The sequence below is a fragment of the Nocardia iowensis genome, from assembly GCF_019222765.1.
GTDB classification, from domain to species: domain Bacteria; phylum Actinomycetota; class Actinomycetes; order Mycobacteriales; family Mycobacteriaceae; genus Nocardia; species Nocardia iowensis.
Genome location: NZ_CP078145.1, coordinates 6,144,558 through 6,161,806 on the forward strand (window position 1 = coordinate 6,144,558; position 17,249 = coordinate 6,161,806).

The following is a 17,249-nucleotide window of genomic DNA, read 5'->3' on the forward strand; positions in this document are numbered from 1 at the left end:
TAAAGCGCCCAGTTAAGTCAGGCTCAGCAGAACACGTGCGCGTTGGAGATCAAAGTTCCGCTGTCCAAACCCCGGTTGGTCCATGGGTAGGTGTGGTCAAATCTGCCGTTTACGTAGTCGACACGCAACTCGTTGCCGTGGGCAATAGCCCAATCGAAATGGCCGTTGAGGCCATGGGAGCCGCAGCCATCAAAGTTGTACCACTGTCCTCTGTGTGGCCCTTCAGCCCCCCTGATGCAAGCCCGCCCATATTCGCAGGTAGTACGCCACCATCCCGCTGGCGCCGCTACTGTCTCGACCGTCGGTGCAGCCTGGGAGGGGGCTGCAAATCCGATTACCGATGCGGCCATAGCGGCGCATACCAGAGCTTTTCCGAGACGATTGATCACGTCGGTGACTCCTTTTCTGTGGTGACTTTTCAGGCCAGGTCGGAGGTTTCGTCCTAGAAATGCACCTGAGCCCAACGGCAATGAACTTCAAGGCCCCCTGTCATCCAGACACAGGGCAATTGGCGTTGCGGGACCTTTACTGCTGAAATGCCTTGCGTACTAATTTTCTAGAATGCGACGCACGCAAGCAACTCGAATTTTCAACACCGTATCCCCACTTCCGAAACCGCCCGCCAGCAGCGCTGATACAACACTGCCAGAAGCTCTTTTATGCGACTGCTCGGTTTTCAATAACCGAACTGAGGCACAACCGATTTGGCGTAGCGGTTGTGGCCGAACTCAACCAGCCGACCGCTCGGAATCGTTGAGCGGCAGGCAGTTCGGGGGATGTTCACCAGTTGGGGGCGAGGCGGCGGATCTCTGGGAGCGCGGCGGCGAGTACCGTTCGGAACCAGGACGAGAAAGGTTGTTGGGCAAGCATTCTCGTCAGATCGTCCGGGCTTGCGAACAGCGTTTCGTGTACCTCGTTGGGATCGGGTTGCAACAGGTGGTCGGCGCGACCGACGTAGAGGTGGTTGTATTCCCACTCGACCAGGCCCGAGATGGTGTCGGGGTGGTTGTATGTCACGGTTCCTGCCGGTACTACCGCGGTCGGGGTGAGGCCGAGTTCTTCGTGGGTGCGCCTGGCCGCGGCAGCGGCGGGAGGCTCGCCGGGCAAGGGGTGCCCGCAGCAAGTATTGGACCAGACACCGGGTGAGTGATATTTGGTCAATGCGCGGCGTTGCAGCAGCATTCGGTCCGTTGCGTCGAACAGGAACACCGAGAACGCGCGGTGTAGTCGGCCCGGCGGCTGATGGGCGGAAAGTTTCTCGGCGGTGCCGATGGTGGCACCATCGGGGCTGACCAGCTCCAACAGGATGGATTTGGCGGTCACGAGGGCACCGGTGCCACCGTCGCGAGGAAGTTTCGCACATGCTGCGCATCCATGTTTCGACGCCAGGCGAGGCGGACCGGTGCCGGCGGTAGATCGTGAATAGGGATGACGCGCACCGAGTTCGGGACGAGATCGGCCAAGGACGCGAGGGAGATGTGCACGGCGTCGCTGCTCACGACCACGCCGAGCATCTCGGGGATGGAGTCGACGTGGTGGACGCGTCGAATCTGCCTGCCGCCCGGGGTAGTCCGCGGGACAACCCTGTCCCAGACCTCGACGGGCATCGAGCCGGGACGGTGGAACGACGGGTAGTCGGCGAGTTCTTCGATCGAGAGATTGGTGCGCAGCGCCAGTGGATGGTGCGCGGAAAGTATCGCGGCACGCGGGTCGAAGGCCAGCACGGGGCTCACTTCGAGGTCGGGTTCGGCGATGTCGAATTTGACGATCATGACGTCGATTTCGCCGTCGCGCAGCAGCCGGAAGGGATCGATGAGCTCGTACTCGGCTAGTTCGAAACCGTGGGCAGGGTCGTAGCCGGCGGTCTCGATGATGCGTTCGGCGATGCGGCGCGAGCCGTGGAAGCCGAAGCGAACGAGCTTTTCCACCGGCCGCAGGTGGGTCGCCGAGGTGGTCACGTGTCGTCTCCTCGAAAAGGGGTGGTGATGGGTGTCGAGTCCCGTCGGGTCAGGCAGGCCTGTGCCCGTAGCCGCTGGGTGTCGACGGGGTCGGGCATCGCCCGGATCGCCGTGAACGGGCCGGGCACACCGGCCAAGGTCGGGGAGCGATGCAGTGTCAGCGTGTCGCCGGGCCGGATGTGGCGGTCCAAGACCGCCTCCACCAGTAGGTGATTGAGTGCGATGAGGCCGTCGGTGAGCCGCATGCCCGCCGTGGCGACGTGCACCTGGTGGTCGAGCGGCGCCCGCTCGGGGGCACCGGATGGCAGCTCGACCGTGCCGGACAGCGGCGGGAGGGCAGCGTCTATGTCGAAAGCGGTGAGCAGGCGGCGCAGCGTCATTGTTGCCGCGGCGGGCCTAGGTGCCAACCAGGCAGCCGATCCGTCCGGGGCGATGTAGTCGAAGGTGAAGCGGCCCACCAGGTTCGCCGGATTACCGGCGAGAAAGATGGTGCGGGTGAAACTCCGCCGCCACGCGGCCGCGGCGGCCGGGGCGAGTCCCTGCGCGAAAAGGCAGGTGCCGCGCAGCCACGCGGCCAGCTCCACCCGGCGCAGCACCACCACGGCGAGGACGTCCCCGGCTGCGGGCGGGTCCGCATCGCTGGACATCGCCGTCGCATAGGCGGACGCCAGGCCCGCCGGGTCGGCCAGGTCGAATTGTTCGGCCAGGTCCGGTCGTATGACGTTCAGGCGACGCGCCGCCGCAGCACGCAGCACGTCTTGATCTATCGCGGGCGAGGTCATAGGTAGACCTCCTGCAACAGTGAGCGCCGCGCGGCCGGTCGATACCGGGCCAGCAGGCGCGAAGTCAGCCGGTAGGGGTCCACATACGCGGCGTTTCCCCGGGTGGCCAGATGCTCGGCGACGAATTCCGCCGAGGTGGCGCGATCCTCGTCCCGTCCACCGGCCAGCAACCTGCGGGCCCGATCGAGGCATCCCGTCAACCGTTGCCAATCGAAGGACTGACTGCTGCTCGGACCGAGGGTCGCGATGAAATACAGCCGCACACCGAGACTCACTTCCTCACTGTCGTGTCCGGCACCCACCCGGTCGAGCAGCGCACCCAGATGAACCTCATGCCAGTCGCCGGAACGCGCCGACCGAATGTGGCCATCGATCGGCACGCGGCCGATGGTGACGCGGCGCACCTTCGGCCCGAAGTTCTCCAGAATGCGTTGCAGCAGTTGGTAATCCGCTTCGAGTTCGGTGTCGCACAGCAGCACGACCTCGTCGTACCCACCGACCAGGGGCAGCAGTTCCCGCAACGCGCAGGCCAGATAGTTCGGGCGGCCGTCGCGTCCGACAATGCGGCGCAACGGCATCCCGAATCTCGTCGGATCGGCATAGACGGGACCGCCATCGGCACGCATGTCCAGGCATAACCCCGAAGCGCCGAGCCGATCGATCATCGCCTCCAGGCTGAGCCCGGGCGGCTGGTGTTCGGTCAGTCCGGGGTCGTGCATGCCGAGCCGCGCGTACTGCGCGCGCCAGCGCGCGAGGAGACGGGCCGAGGCCGGATGCACCCAGCCGGACTCCTCGACCGCCGTTTCGTACGGGCGCAGCGCGGCGGGCGCGGGACGGTCCGGCGTTGCCCGGTAGCGGACGTACAGTTCGCCGATCTCGACCTCGGACATGCTCGCGTAATCGACGTCACCGCAGGTCCGATCGAGGAATTCCCAGAAGCCCAGTGTCTGTTCGGTGACGTGATAGGCGGTCGGGCTGTACCGGTAGTCGGCGTCGGCGATGAGTGTGGTGGCCCGGTACAGCACGTCGGTCCACAGCAGCCCCTTGAGGTGGCTGGGCGTGAGCGGCTTGGTCGGCGTGATGGTGACCGGGGCGACCAGCACCCGGGGCCGCCCCGGCCGCACGGGCAGGGGGATGTGGGTGCGAGCCGCGATCGGTGTGTGCGTCTCAATGCTCATGGATCAGCTCCCCCGCCAGCGCCGTTCGCACGGTGTGCAGCAATGAATCCCGGTCGAGCGCAGGTACTCCGGGCAGCTGCGGTGGCCGGGCCCGGCGTACCCGATCGCGGAACTCCGCGTCGTCGAAGACGTCCTCGGGCGGGGTCAAGCCCATAAAAGAGCGGATCAGGCCACGCCACACGAGGCCGTCGACGCGCGCGGCAGCGGAGATCTCCGTCAGTGCGGGACGGCCGTCGACTCGCTCGACGGCCTCCATTGGTGTGCCGTGGACTACGCTGCGCCACAGCGCGATACGCGCCGCGTCGTCGGCAGCCGCCTGCTGGTACCACGGACGGAACAGCCGATCGGCGAGCAGCGCCGCCGCACGCGCCTGGCCTTCGTCGACGCGCGGCCGCGCGAGAAGCAGGTCGGCGAGTGCATAGGCATGCGCAAGCGCCAACGACATGCCGCGCCCGTACAACGGATCGGTCACACACGCCGCGTCGCCCACCGGATACAGTCCGGCCACCGGCGGGCGATCGGTTACCGCCAAGGCGCGCAAAGTATTCGGTGGACAGTTGATGGCCCGCACCGGGCTAATCGGCTCGGCGACACCGTCGGCCATCCATGGGGCGGTGATCGCGGTGGCGCGAGCGGCAGCGGTGAACACCGTCTCATGCCGTAGGTCACGCATGGCGGCATCCTCGGGGAGCACCGCGAGGATGATCGAGAATGTCCCGTTGTCACCCGGATGTGCCACCGCCGCATAGTGATCGGCGACGACCCCAGCGGCATTGCCCCGGTTCAGTGGGCCGGGCCAGTCTCGACCGTTGAGCTGGTAGAACCGGCTGAATCCGCGAAATCCCGAGGGCGCCACCTGATCCGCATCCAGCTGAATGCCTGCGGCGGCCAGCCAGTCGCGTCCGGCGGCACGGCGGCCGGTGGCGTCGAGGACGACGTCGGCGGGGATTCGGCTGCCGTCGTCCAGCAGCACGCCGCTCACCCGACGCTCGGCATCGATGGCGAGACCGCGCGCGGTTACACCGTGGCGCATGCGCACCGTCGGCTGCGCGGCGGCCCTGCGAAACAGCAGCACCTCCAACGTCTTCCGACGGCAGGCGAGCGCAACCAACGCCTCGTCACCGGGTTCGGGTTCGCGGTGCGTCGCCGCCGGTGGGAGTGCCGCGAGGAGGTCGAGTGGAACGGCACCCGCCGCGAGTACGTCGTGCCACAGCGCGGGCGCCCGTTCGCGCAGGACGCCGACGCCGACCGAGGTCAGCATGTGCGGATGTTCGGCCTGCGGGACGCTGGACCGGAGCCAACGCTCCCCGGCGAGCGCGGCCGGGCCCTCCGGTGGCGCCGCGGACCGTTCGAGCACCTGAACCCGGTGTCCCCGTTCACCGAGTGCGAGTGCGGCCGCCAGTCCGGCGATGCCACCACCGACCACTACGACAGCGGGTTTGTCCGTCACGACGGGAAACGCCGTCCGTGTACGAAGAACACCCGACGGACACCGGTGTCGGTCCGCGGCGGCACGGGGTCGGGCCAGCGGCCGAAATCAGCGGAAGGTTCGCCCGGCTGTACCGCGACCGCCTCGATACCGTGCCCGGCGAACAGCGCCTCGGGCTTATTGGTGCCGAACCGCCACGGGCAGCCCCAACCCGCGAAAACGTCGAGCAGGCCACGCATCTGCGGCAACACCAGGGCATCGCTGTTGACGACATCGGCCGCCACCAGCGTGCCCGGCGCGGTCACCGACGCGACGCTGTCCAGCACGCGATGCACCGCGGACTCGGGGATGTAGTACAGCAGGCCTTCCAACAGCCACACCGACGGCCGGTCCGGGTCATAACCGGCGGCGACGAGTTCATCGGTCCAGCTGTCGGAAACCATGTCGGCGCCGATCGTCCGGCGGTCGACACTCGGAGTCGCCGCGCCGAGCAACTCCTGTTTGGCGGCGAGCACCTGCGGGCGATCGACCTCGAACACGGTGACATCGGACGGCCATTTCAGCCGGAATGCCCGCGAATCCAGCCCGGCCGGTGCGATCACCACCTGCGCCCGCGGCACCGATTCGACCGACGCCAGCAACCAGTCGTCGAAGAATCGGGTGCGGATCGCGTTGTAGTCCGGCGTGCTCGGCAGCGTGCGCGGTGCGGTCGCCGGAAAGGTGACCGCGCGAATCTCGGCCAGCAGGCTCGGGCCGATGTCCCCGGCCAGCGCCGCCGCGAACGGGTCCTCGTACAGCCGGTCGGCGCGCTGTGTCTCGGCGGCGCGTAACGCCGCGGTGAGGAAGGCGGTGCGCTCAACGGCACCCAGTTCGGTCATGGTCGTCCTCGGTTCTCTGTGTTCGTGGCGGCGACCTGAGCACTCGCCGGTTGGTTACTCCCCTGTTCACCGGTGAGGCGCTGCCACTGCTCGGGCGCCTGCCGGAAAAGCCGGTCCTTCACCTGTGTCGGGCGCACGCCCGCGGCCACATCGGCCTGCCAATCCCGGTGGAATGCCTCGGCGTCGATCGGCCGCACGGTCGGCGCGGTCAGCCGCCCGTCGGCGCGGGCCGCGCGGTAGGCGCGCGACTCGTCGGCCAGCGCTGCATCCAATTGTCCGGCCAGCCGGGCGATCTCGTCGTCGCTCCACCGCTGGTGTGTGCCGAGCGCGAACCGGTAGGCGGGCCCGGTGCCAGATAGCGAACCGGTGGATTCCGCGTCTGTGACGCGGCACGCGGCGTTGGTGACAGTCAGTCCGCCAGCGGCCAGCGCCGTTGCCAGCGCACGCACCACCTCCGCGTCGCGCAGGCGTTCACCGACCGCGTTGGATCGGCCCGCCCGTCCCGCGTACTCGACGCGCGGCACGCCGTCGACCCGATCCACCACGCGCACAACGTCTCCCACGGCGTAGCGGTAGAGGCCGCCGACGTGACTGAAGATCACGTGGTAGTCGTGGCCGGGTTCCAGGTCGTGCGCCGCCAGCGTCCTGCTGTCGGGCTCGAGATCCTGGTCGGCGGGCACGAACTCGTGCACAGCCGCGGTCACGACCAGGCTGCCCGCCCGCGGGTGTCGGCCGAGGGCTACTCCGGTCGGCCCCTCCGAGGCGGCGATCGGCGCGGGCAGCACCGTGACCGACGGGCCGAATTCCTCGCGCAGTGCGGGCAGGTACAGCGACGCCAAACCTGTTGACCAGCAGAAGATCACGCGCAGGCGGGGCCAGACATGGGCGGGCCGCAAGGTGCCGAACCAATCGGCCATCCGCTCGAGAGCGCGCGCACGATCGGGGTTCGGGGTGGTGTACGGGCGTCCGTCCACGGTGCCGTCGTGCACCTCGCGCACGATCCGTGGCCACCACTGGCGCAACTGGAACGGCACCGCCGCGACCATGGCGGGGTTGATGCCGATGATGCACTGCACGTCGGCCTCGACCGCCAACCGCAGCCGCAGATACATCTTGTGCAGGTGATCGTCCGCGTCCACCTCGACGGGCAGGCGGCTCCATGGCGCGCGCGTGCCGGGTTCGGCGGACAGCGGTTCGCCGAACCGCTCGCCGAAGTCCACCTGACTCGCCCCGACATGCGGTCGCCCCGACGCGGTGGTCGGCGGCGCTGTCAGGGGATCGTGCTTGAGATTGAGCACCGCGTCGGCGCGACCGAGCACCTCCGGGAAGTGCTCGGCCAGCGGCGCCCACGCGGCGTAGAAGAAGGGCAGGAAGGTCGTTCGGACGAAGCGCGGCGTGACCGGGATCTTCTTGCGGCTGCCCGTGCTGCCGCTGCTGGTGAAGAACACCGCCGGATCGTCGGCGGTGAGCAGGTTGTGCTCCCCCGCCGCCATCCGTTCGATCCAGGGCGCGTGCGCCGCGTAATCCTGCACCGGTACGGCCTTGCGGAAGTCATCGAGCGTGCGAATACCTCTGAAGCCGTGGGCTTTTCCGTACTCGGTAGCGGCGTTGAAGTCGAGCAGATCCGCGAGCACCCGCTCCGGCCAGGTGTCGGCCGCGGCGAACGCCCGCCGCAATGCGGTGCGCTCGTGGAAGACCCGCTCCCGGTAGGCCGTGATGTGTTCCGGTGAGAATCCGCTGTCCGTTCGATGGTCAAGCAACGTCACTGTCCTGCAATACCTTTCGTACCGCCGCCACGGTCTCGGTGACGCCGGGTTGTTCGTGCACCACGGTGACCGGCACGTCGGCTATCTCGTCGAGCATCGCCGCGCGCAGGGCGGTCTGAAAGGACGCGAAGTCCGCATACGGCTCCCCCGTCGCCGCCGCCGCGTCGCGCTGCTCCATCGGGTTCAGCCGTACGCCGAATCCCGAACGCCGCCAAGCCGTTTCGGGTGAAACATCGAGGTAGACGACGTGCTGCGGCGGCGGCAGCGTGCGCCACCAGGTGAATATCGGGTGATCGCCGGCACCGACCAGGCGGCATTTGGCCAAGATTTTGTAGTAGTACGAATCGACGAGCAGCGGCGCGCCCGGCGCGGCCGCCTGAATCCGATCGTGCAAGTGCACGACGGCGCATTGCAGCATGGCAAAAGCGAATTGGTCGGAGTACGTTCCCGGCGGTGCCGCGAGGACATCCTCGACCAGGTGCCGCCGAAGTGTGCCGAGTAACGCGTGCCGGGGGTGGAGCAGATTCTCGTCGACCGAAATCAACTGCCATTGCGAGCCGGTCGACAGCGCGGAGAGAACCGTCGACTTACCCGCGTAGTCCGGCCCGAGCAGGACGTAGAAGTCGTTGTCGCGCTTAGACATCCACCCAACTAAGCACCCACCGAAAGGGCCGTCAACCCGGCCGGACCGCGAAACCGCATTGCCCCGATTTCTGCTGTCCCGCGAAATCCCTTCTACGTATTCGACATTCGTGTCCGGATATGGTGGTCGGCTGCGGATACTCCGCACGCACCAGTTCCGGTGTTGCGTAGTCGCCGCAATCGTGCACCGATTCTCCGGTCGGCACCTGCCGCGAAATGCAGAACGCTCCTGCGGTGGGCAGTGGCGCTTGCCTACCGGCATGCGGCGCCTGGCAGGCTGATCGGGACCGTTCACGCGGTGCGCGCGCCGCCGCCGATCGAGGAGTAGGGATGTCGTACCCCGAGCTGCACACACAGCCGCAGTGGCGCCGGACCGGGAACACCCATTTCCCGGTAGCCGCCCTCGTCGCGGGCCAATGGTGGGTCTTGCGGCTCAACGGGTTTCCCGATCACCCGCTCTGGACACTGTTCGTCGACGGTCAGCGGCGTTTCGACCTCGAAACCGCGCCGTCGGCCTGGGGGCCGCTGCACGACGCGCCGATGCTAGAGACGAGCACCGCCCAGGACATCCTGGCACCCATCCGAGATTTTGTGGCGTACGCCAGCGAAATCGGCGACCCCTGCGACAACCCGTTCTGCTGCGGGTGACGCGCAGGTGGTCACACGTCGAGGAAGCGAACGTCCTTGGCATTACGGGTGATGAAGCCGCGGCGGGCCCCCACATCTTCACCCATCAGCACGCTGAACAGCTCGTCGGCCGCGGCGGCGTCGTCCAACGTCACCTGACGTAGTACGCGCACAGAAGGGTCCATGGTGGTCTCCCACAGTTCTTTCGGGTTCATCTCGCCAAGACCTTTGTAGCGCTGGACGCCGTCATCGCTGTTGATCTTCTTACCGGCGGCCAGCCCCTCGGTGAGCATCGTGTCGCGTTCGCGGTCGGAGTAGGCGAACTCCGGATCGCTGCGCTGCCACTTGAGCTTGTACAACGGCGGCTGGGCCAGATACACGTGGCCCTGTTCGACCAGCGGGCGCATGAACCGGAACAACAACGTCAGCAGTAGCGTCGCGATGTGCTGGCCATCGACATCGGCATCGGCCATCAACACGATCTTGTGATACCGCAACTTCGCGATATCGAACTCGTCATGGATACCGGTACCGAACGCGGTGATGATCGACTGCACCTCGTTGTTCTTCAACACCCGATCGATACGAGCCTTCTCGACGTTGATGATCTTTCCCCGCAACGGCAAGATCGCCTGATACATCGAATCACGCCCGGACTTGGCCGACCCACCAGCCGAATCACCCTCGACGATGTAGATCTCGGACCGACTCGGATCCTTGGACCGGCAATCAGCCAACTTACCCGGCAACCCACCCAGATCCGTCGCCGACTTACGCCGCACCAACTCCCGCGCCTTACGCGCGGCCACCCGCGCCTGCGCCGAGGACACCGCCTTGTTCACGATCGTCTTGGCATCGGCGGGGTTGGCTTCGAACCAATGCGACAGATGCTCGTTACACGCCTTCTGCACAAACGACTTGACCTCGGTATTACCCAACTTGGTCTTGGTCTGGCCCTCGAACTGCGGCTCGGAAACCTTCACACTCACAATCGCGGCCAAACCCTCACGGATGTCATCACCGGTGAGGTTGCCGTCTTTTTCCTTGAGCAGCTTCTTGTCCTTGGCGTACTTGTTGACCACCGTGGTCAACGCCGCCCGAAACCCCTCCTCATGGGTGCCGCCCTCATGAGTGTTGATCGTGTTGGCGAAGGTATGCACCGACTCCGAATACCCCGAGTTCCACTGCATCGCCACCTCGAGCTCATGCCCGGTGCCCTTACCGGTGAACCCCACCACCGAATTATGAATCGGCTGCTTGGTCCGATTGATATGACGCACAAAATCCTCCAGACCACCTGGATAGTGGTAGGTCCGGGTCTTGACCTTGTGCTCGACCGGTGCGGCGTTGCCGTCCTCGGCGTGCTTGGGCGCCTCGGCGGTCTCACTGACCACATCATCGGTGATCTCGGCGTCGGTGACCCGCTCGTCGGTCAAGGTGATGGTCAGGCCCTTGTTCAGGAACGCCATCTCCTGCAACCGGCGGGCCACGGTCTCGAAGTTGAACGTTGTCGTCTCGAAGATCTGCGGATCCGGCCAGAACCGCGTCGTATTGCCGGTTCGCTCGGTCGGTGCACCGCGCACCAGTTCCTCGGGCTTGGCATTGAGATAGTTCTGCGTCCAGTGGTAGCCGTCGCGGTCGATCTCCAGCTCGATCCGGGTCGACAAGAAGTTCACCACCGACAGACCCACCCCGTGTAGACCACCGGCCACCGCGTAGGTATCGGAGTCGAACTTGCCGCCTGCGTGCAGCTGCGTCATGACCACCTCGACCGTGGGTATCCCCTGGTCGTGCATCTCGACCGGAATCCCTCGGCCGTCGTCGGCTACTTCGACGCCACCGTCTGCGAGCAATGTGACATCGACCCGGGTGGCGTACCCGGCCATCGCCTCGTCGACGGAGTTGTCGACGATCTCGCGCACCATATGGTGCAGACCGCGCTCACCGGTGGAACCGATGTACATGCCGGGACGCTTACGGACCGCCTCGAGCCCTTCGAGGACCGCGATGGACGAGGCCCCGTAATCCTGCTTTCGCGTTTTCGCCCTGCTCGATCCGCTGGTTTTGGTGGCAGCCACAGGTCGGTAGCCCTCCTCAGTTGGCCCCGGCGCAGCGTCGAGCACACACATGGGGCCCAGGAAGGTGTTTCCGAGAAGTACGGGTCCTCGCGCGTGCTGCGCGCAACGCGCCGAAGGGCTCGCCGCTAGTTACTTCCCCATACTAGCCTCAGCACCCTTGGGATGCCCATTCGACACGCCCAGTTCCAATCAGGATGCATCCTTACCGCCCCAGTCGATCCCCCCTACTAGCACTCCACTATCAGAGCCTCTATGGGATCGCTAGACACCAAAACCGGAAATTCGCCGGATCCACGGACAGAGCGCCGTATTGGGCGTCTTCTGCCGAAGTCTGCAAGGCTCAGGACGCGTCGGCCGGGGTGTACGGCCTACCGCGCTCAGCCACTGTTTCGGGCACCGACGCCGTCCGCGAATCCGGTGAGCAGTGGCGGAGTGTCGTCCATGTCGGTGCGGACCTCGATGAACACCAGTCGGTCGGTCGCCTGGGCTGCCTCGTCGAGCGCGCGAGCCAGCTCGGCGCTCGTCCGAGCGCGAAGCACCAGCGCGTCCGCCGCACCGAGGGCGTGCGGGATTGCGGCCCAATCCCATTCAGCGATGTTGTTGTACGGCGCGCGCCGGCCGTGGATGGCCCGCTCGACGGTGTAGCCACTGTTGTTGACCAGGACGATGACGGGAGTCAGGCCGTGGCGAGCGATGGTGCCCAGTTCCTGGATCGTCAGCTGTGCCGAGCCGTCGCCGATCAACAGCAGACCGCGACGGGACGGGTCGGCCAATTGCGCGCCGAGCAGCGCGGGCAGCGTGTACCCGATCGACCCCCACAGCGGCTGCGCGATGAATCGAGCTCCGCCGGGAAGCCGTCGCGTGCACATGCCGAAGAACGACGTGCCCTGCTCGGCGATGACGGTGTTCCACGGTCGCACCGCGGCGGCCACGGTGTCCCATAGGTCGTGCTGGGTCAACGGCGCATCCGTGCGCTCGATCGGCGACACGACGGCCGATTCCGCCCGGAGCTTCGGCAGCGCAACCACTTCGCCGATCCGCTTCGTCAATCCCGACAAGGCGGCGCGCATCGGCACGCCGTCGAATCGTTTACCGTCGACGGCCGCCGAGTACGGGCCGATATCGATCCCCGCTTCGAGGTCGAATCCTTGGGTGAACCCGCCGCTGGTGGTGTCGGACAGCAGGACGCCGACGCGAATCAGCAGGTCCGCCTCGTCGACGGCGATCCGGGTGCGCGGGTCGCTGAGCTGGCCCGAGTACACGCCCACGAATTGCGGGTCGTCTTCGTCGATGACCGTCTTTCCCATGGACAAGGTCGACACCGGAAATCCGCTGACCGCAAGGAATTCGGTCAGTTCGTCGCGCGCATGGAACCGGTCGGCCAAGAAGTCCGCGAGCACGGTGGCCGAGGATGCTCCGGCCACTCGCTTTTCGGCCGCCCGCAGGAATGCGGACAGGCTCTCGGTGTCGAGATCCTCGGTCCGCGGCAACGGGTCGGTCGGGGCCGCGATCCGCGCCGCGGCAACGTCGGCGGGTAGCCGCAAGTATCCGGGTCGGCTTTCGCGCAGGGCGGTGGTCAGTACCCGATCGATCTCGGCCCCGGCGTTTCCGGGACGAAGCACGGCTTGCGCGCAGGTGACCTCCGTATGCGCGCGGGCGAAACGTTCGTAGTCCCCGTCTCCGGCGGTGTGGTGCAGCACCGCCCCGGTCCGTTCCATGGCCTGGGCGGGCCCCACCGCGAGGTGAACCAGGGGAACTCGTTCGGCATAGCTGCCTGCCACCCCGTTGATCGCGCTGAGCTCGCCGACGCCGAAGGTCGTCACCAGCGCGCCGAAACCGGTCATTCGCGCGTAGCCGTCCACCGCGTACGACGCGCCGAGTTCGTTCGCGGTGCCCACCCACTCGAGCGTCGGATGGTCGATGATGCTGTCCAGCAGCTTCAGGTTGTAATCGCCAGGTACACCGAAAACATGCCGGACACCGAGTGATTCGAGTCGCTGCAACAAATATTCCGTGACGGTGATCGTTTCGTGGCTGTCCATGCATTCCAGGCTGTCCGGCGGCGAGGGTGGTTACCAGGGCGCAAACCGAGAATCTGGGTGGCCTCGAATTGTGGAATCCACAGTCATGCTGGAAGCGGTCCCTGACGGGACCATCATCCTTTGGGTATCGTTGCAGGTCAGCCGCCAATACCTGATCTGTCGGCTCGCACGTGGCTTTTCCAACACATCCGGCCCTAGTGAAATACGCAGCGAGGTGAGCTATGACACCGCACAGTCCGGCGGAGTGGCTGCCGATCATCGAACTGTGCGACTCGATCACCGCCGATCTGCCCCGTCTGGTGCCGGACATAGTCGAGGTGATCCGCCGGGACGTCCCGGGTTATCACGTCGTCGACCCGGACGAACACATCGCCGGCGTGACCGAGCAATACCGAGGTCTGCTCGTCGGGCTCACGACGCGGCGTCCACCGTCCCCCGACGAGAGCGAACGGGCCCGCGCGTTGGGTCGGCTGCGGGCTCGCGAGGGTGTGTCCATGCAGTCGCTGATCGGCGCGTATCACGTCGGCTATCGCGAGATGTGGAATGTACTGCTCACCCGGGCCGACGCCCGAAATCCGCAGCTGGCCGCCCAATTGGTGCGGCTCGTCGGCACCGTCTGGACGTGGGTGCAGCAGGCGACCACCGCCGCCGCCGACGCGTACGGCGAGGCGATCCGCGCCGACGACGCGGCCCAACTCGCCTTGACCTTTCGTTTTTTCGACGCACTGGTGGCGGGCGGCGCCGCGAGCGTGGATCTCGATCAGCTGGCGCACGGGGTCGCCTTCGACCCCGGTGGCGAATTCCAGGCGGTCTGCTCGCCTGCCGACTCCTGGTCCGACGACAGTCTCGCGGAACTGCGGACCGCGATGGGCAGGTCCCGCGGAACGCTGCGATGCGTGAATCAAGGAACCACCATGATCGCGCTGCTGCAACACATTCCGGCCGCGGCACTGATCGACGAGATGCGTCGACGGCAGCCGGAAGTGCCGATCGGAATCGGCTCGATCCGCCACGGTTTGCCCGGGGCCGCCGCCAGCATCATCGATGCCAAACAGGTAGTACCCATCGCCGTGCAAACAGGCGGAATCGCGCACTTCGACAACGAATGGTTGCTTGCCACAGTCCTCCCGCACGCCGACCGCCTAGCCGCGGTGCTGGAGCCCGGCCGGGCACCCGCCGCGAACCATCCGGAACTGGCCGAGACCGTACGACACTTCGCTCAGCACGGCATGTCCCTCGCCGCGACCGGCCGAGCCCTGCACATTCACCCGAATACGGTGAAGTACCGCCTCGATCGCTGGCACGCACTCACCGGTTGGGACGTCCACACATGGAACGGGCTCTCCCGCAGCATGATCGGCCTCGCACAGCCCCCGAACGCGTAGACCGGCAGCAGGGCGTGACCGCACCGGGCGCGCTGCGGGGGGCTAAATCTGCGCCGCGGGTGTCGCGGCGATCAGACCGCCATCGATGATCAGCTCTTGCCCGTTGATGTAGGACGCTTCGTCCGAAGCGAGGAATGCGACTGCGGCAGCGATCTCTTCGGCGCTACCGATGCGGCCCGCGGCCACCGTGGCGACGACGGCAGACTGGATTTCGGCCGACGCTTCGGCGTAGAAGGCGGGGGTGGCGGTGTAGCCAGGGCTCACGGCATTGACGCGGATTCCCTTGGGCGCCAATTCGGCTGCCAGGGTGCGCCAGGTTCTGTACCGCCGCCTTGGTCGCCGAGTAGAGGGCGGCACCCGGGCTGCCCCGATGCAGCGCGAACGACGCGTTGATCACGATCGCGGCATGGTCGGCGAGCAGCGGAAGAGCCTTCTGGATGGTGAAGAACGCCGCCTTGAAATTGATATCGACGACGCGGTAGAACTCGGCCTCGGTGACGTCGGTGACCTGCTGGAACGCGCCGATACCCGCGTTGGCGAACACCACGTCCAGTCGCCCGTACCGGTCCTGGATCGCGGCGGTCAGCACATCGAGGTCGGCGAGATTCGCGGCGTCGCCGGGCACCGCGAGGACGCGGTCCGCACCATTCAACTCCTCGACCGCGGCATCGAGCCGGGACTTGTCCCGACCCGTGATGACCACCCGCGCACCCTCGTCGAGCAACCGGCGGGCGGTAGCCAGCCCCATCCCGCTGGTACCGCCGGTGACGAGGGCGATCTTGTCGTCGAATCGAGAACTGTTGGCGCGCATGGGAAGACCTCTCAGACCGTTGAACTGTTCAAATACTTACGTACAGTTGGACTGTATGTCAACAATCGAGCTATCCTGTCGGCGTGATGGCGGCACATCCCGAGCGGGATCAGATCAGGTTGGCGAACGTGCTCGCCGCCCTGGGAAATCCGCTGCGACTGTGCATCGTTCGAGTGCTGGCCGACGGATGCGAGCACACCTGCGGCTCGATCGTGGACGGTGTGCCGAAATCGAATCTGACCCATCACTACCGGGTGCTGCGCGACGCCGGGATCATCTGGCAACGACCGTCCGGCCGGGAAACCCTGCAATCGTTGCGCCGCGAAGACCTCGACGCCCGCTTCCCAGGGTTGCTGGACTCTCTGCTCGCCGCGGCACGACGCGAAGCCGAGGGCTCGACCGCGGCGCGGCGCTGAGCACCACTGTCGCGGACCTGTGCGGGGACACTGTTCCGGACTCGACGTCTTGTCGCGTCTCCCAACTCAGGTACCAAGATCGTGAATTTCTCACAGGCGCAGCCGATTTGGGACTTGCGAACAGCACGGTTCACTTACACTCGCGAACGTGAGCATCCCTACGGAGCCAATCGGAAGCATTCCACGTCCCCAAGAGTTGCTGGCCGCGATGGCAGCGCACGGAGCAGGCGAGATCGATGACGCCGCGCTCGCTGAAGTTCAGCAGCGGGCTGTCAGTGACACTATCCGCCGACTCGAAGAGATAGGGTCACCGGTCGTCACTGACGGTGAGCAGAGCAAACCCAGTTTCGTCACGTATCCGATCGCCGGGCTGACCCAGCTGGCGGCGGAGGGCGTGGCGATTCCGTTCGCCGACGGGCATCAGCGGCAGTTGCCGGTGCTCACCGGCGGGCCGTTCCGATATCAAGCCCACGCCGCCGACTATCTGCGCGCGGCCCAGGCCCAGGCGACCGTGCCGGTGAAGCAGGCGGTGATCGCGCCGTCGGCGTTGAGCCTGCTGTATCCGGCCGACAGCATCGAGAGCTATCCGCGAGAAACCTTCCTCACGGATCTGATCGCCGAGGCCGAAGCCGACATCCGCGGCTGTCTCGACGCCGGTGCGCCGGTGGTGCAGCTCGACTTCACCGAGGGCAGATTGTCGCTGAAGCTCGACCCGAGCGGCGGCGTCCTCGACCAGTTCATCGAGCTGAACAACCTGGTCCTCGAACGCTTCTCGGCCGAGGAGCGGGCGCGGATCGGCGTGCACACCTGTCCCGGCGGCGATCAGGATTCGACGCACAGCCTCGATGTGGACTACACCGCGCTGCTGCCGAAGCTCTTGCAGCTGAAGGCGGGCAACTTCTATGTCCAACTCGCCAGCGAGGCGGAACCGGAGAAGGTGCTCGCCGTCATCGCCGAGCATCTGCCCGCGGACGCGCGCATCTTCGTCGGCGTCACCGATCCGATCGATCCGCGGGTGGAGACGGCGGAGCAGGTGCGCGACCGGGTGCTGGCCGCGGCCCGCCACCTTCCGGTCGACCGGTTGGGCACCTGCGACGACTGCGGGTTCTCCCCCTTCGCCGACGACACGTCCACCTCGCGGGAGACGGCGTTCGCCAAGATCAGGGCGCGCATCGACGGCACGGCGCTGGCCGCTGAGCAGCTAGGAGTCTGACCAGAGGCGACGCCCTCGGCGCGGTCGGTGCGGCGGAAATGTCG

The 17,249-nt window shown here is 66.4% G+C and carries 14 protein-coding genes and 1 pseudogene; 4 read left to right on the forward strand and 11 right to left on the reverse strand.

Annotated elements, in window-relative coordinates; translation table 11 throughout:
* Positions 1-780 precede the first annotated feature (780 nt).
* From idi to KV110_RS28300, 8 genes are read right to left on the reverse strand one after another with little or no spacing between them, the layout of a single operon-like run.
* Positions 781-1,323 carry an isopentenyl-diphosphate Delta-isomerase gene (gene idi, locus KV110_RS28265; protein ID WP_246634034.1) on the reverse strand — a complete coding sequence of 181 codons (543 nt, stop codon included), beginning with the start codon at positions 1,321-1,323 and terminating at the stop codon, positions 781-783.
* The gene (locus tag KV110_RS28270) at positions 1,320-1,958 is read right to left on the reverse strand and encodes a LysR substrate-binding domain-containing protein (protein WP_218470272.1); all 639 of its coding nucleotides are present in this window, start codon (positions 1,956-1,958) and stop codon (positions 1,320-1,322) included. The genes idi and KV110_RS28270 overlap by 4 nt, the downstream gene beginning before the upstream one ends.
* Entirely contained in the window at positions 1,955-2,740 is a 786-nt protein-coding gene (locus KV110_RS28275) for a DUF6182 family protein (protein ID WP_218470273.1), read from the reverse strand. The genes KV110_RS28270 and KV110_RS28275 overlap by 4 nt, the downstream gene beginning before the upstream one ends.
* Positions 2,737-3,918: a hypothetical protein gene (locus KV110_RS28280; RefSeq protein ID WP_218470274.1), complete on the reverse strand. Its 1,182-nt coding sequence runs from the start codon at positions 3,916-3,918 to the stop codon at positions 2,737-2,739. Before KV110_RS28280 ends, KV110_RS28275 begins: the two co-directional genes overlap by 4 nt.
* Complete coding sequence (locus KV110_RS28285) at positions 3,908-5,368, reverse strand: FAD-dependent oxidoreductase (RefSeq protein WP_218470275.1); 1,461 nt, start codon at positions 5,366-5,368, stop codon at positions 3,908-3,910. The genes KV110_RS28280 and KV110_RS28285 overlap by 11 nt, the downstream gene beginning before the upstream one ends.
* Positions 5,365-6,225, reverse strand: a complete 861-nt coding sequence (locus tag KV110_RS28290) for an SAM-dependent methyltransferase (protein ID WP_218470276.1) — start codon at positions 6,223-6,225, stop codon at positions 5,365-5,367. Before KV110_RS28290 ends, KV110_RS28285 begins: the two co-directional genes overlap by 4 nt.
* Entirely contained in the window at positions 6,222-7,991 is a 1,770-nt protein-coding gene (locus KV110_RS28295; RefSeq protein WP_218470277.1) for a GH3 family acyl-acid amido synthetase, read from the reverse strand. Before KV110_RS28295 ends, KV110_RS28290 begins: the two co-directional genes overlap by 4 nt.
* The gene (locus KV110_RS28300; protein WP_218470278.1) at positions 7,978-8,634 is read right to left on the reverse strand and encodes a hypothetical protein; all 657 of its coding nucleotides are present in this window, start codon (positions 8,632-8,634) and stop codon (positions 7,978-7,980) included. Before KV110_RS28300 ends, KV110_RS28295 begins: the two co-directional genes overlap by 14 nt.
* A gap of 329 nt (positions 8,635-8,963) precedes the next feature.
* Here KV110_RS28300 and KV110_RS28305 point away from each other — a divergent pair, with 329 nt between their 5' ends.
* Positions 8,964-9,281, forward strand: coding sequence for a hypothetical protein (locus KV110_RS28305; protein ID WP_218470279.1), 318 nt, complete (start codon positions 8,964-8,966; stop codon positions 9,279-9,281).
* 11 nt (positions 9,282-9,292) lie between these two features.
* Here the strand turns inward: KV110_RS28305 and gyrB are convergent, their stop codons facing one another.
* Positions 9,293-11,338, reverse strand: a complete 2,046-nt coding sequence (gene gyrB / locus KV110_RS28310) for a DNA topoisomerase (ATP-hydrolyzing) subunit B (protein ID WP_218470280.1) — start codon at positions 11,336-11,338, stop codon at positions 9,293-9,295.
* A gap of 377 nt (positions 11,339-11,715) precedes the next feature.
* The gene (locus KV110_RS28315; RefSeq protein ID WP_218470281.1) at positions 11,716-13,380 is read right to left on the reverse strand and encodes an alpha-keto acid decarboxylase family protein; all 1,665 of its coding nucleotides are present in this window, start codon (positions 13,378-13,380) and stop codon (positions 11,716-11,718) included.
* A gap of 221 nt (positions 13,381-13,601) precedes the next feature.
* On the opposite strand from KV110_RS28315, the gene KV110_RS28320 reads away from it, so the two are divergent.
* On the forward strand, positions 13,602-14,765 hold the full coding sequence (locus KV110_RS28320; protein ID WP_218470282.1) for a PucR family transcriptional regulator: 1,164 nt from the start codon (positions 13,602-13,604) through the stop codon (positions 14,763-14,765).
* A 42-nt stretch (positions 14,766-14,807) separates the two neighbouring features.
* Here the strand turns inward: KV110_RS28320 and KV110_RS28325 are convergent.
* Positions 14,808-15,576, reverse strand: a pseudogene (locus KV110_RS28325) (glucose 1-dehydrogenase).
* Positions 15,577-15,662: 86 nt separating this feature from the next.
* Between KV110_RS28325 and KV110_RS28330 the strand changes: the two are divergent.
* Together KV110_RS28330 and KV110_RS28335 are read left to right on the forward strand one after the other, a co-directional pair.
* Positions 15,663-15,992, forward strand: coding sequence for an ArsR/SmtB family transcription factor (locus tag KV110_RS28330; protein WP_218478989.1), 330 nt, complete (start codon positions 15,663-15,665; stop codon positions 15,990-15,992).
* 148 nt (positions 15,993-16,140) lie between these two features.
* Positions 16,141-17,205 (forward strand): cobalamin-independent methionine synthase II family protein, encoded by a 1,065-nt coding sequence (locus KV110_RS28335; protein WP_246634035.1) that lies wholly within the window; start codon positions 16,141-16,143, stop codon positions 17,203-17,205.
* The last annotated feature ends 44 nt before the right edge of the window (positions 17,206-17,249 follow it).

Coding starts and splice junctions, on each gene's coding strand:
- KV110_RS28275 (WP_218470273.1), bottom strand. CDS start 2,740: ATGACCTCGCCCGCGATAGATCAAGACGTGCTGCGTGCTGCGGCGGCG.
- KV110_RS28280 (WP_218470274.1), bottom strand. CDS start 3,918: ATGAGCATTGAGACGCACACACCGATCGCGGCTCGCACCCACATCCCC.
- KV110_RS28300 (WP_218470278.1), bottom strand. CDS start 8,634: ATGTCTAAGCGCGACAACGACTTCTACGTCCTGCTCGGGCCGGACTAC.
- KV110_RS28330 (WP_218478989.1), top strand. CDS start 15,663: ATGGCGGCACATCCCGAGCGGGATCAGATCAGGTTGGCGAACGTGCTC.
- KV110_RS28315 (WP_218470281.1), bottom strand. CDS start 13,380: ATGGACAGCCACGAAACGATCACCGTCACGGAATATTTGTTGCAGCGA.
- KV110_RS28305 (WP_218470279.1), top strand. CDS start 8,964: ATGTCGTACCCCGAGCTGCACACACAGCCGCAGTGGCGCCGGACCGGG.
- KV110_RS28290 (WP_218470276.1), bottom strand. CDS start 6,225: ATGACCGAACTGGGTGCCGTTGAGCGCACCGCCTTCCTCACCGCGGCG.
- KV110_RS28320 (WP_218470282.1), top strand. CDS start 13,602: ATGACACCGCACAGTCCGGCGGAGTGGCTGCCGATCATCGAACTGTGC.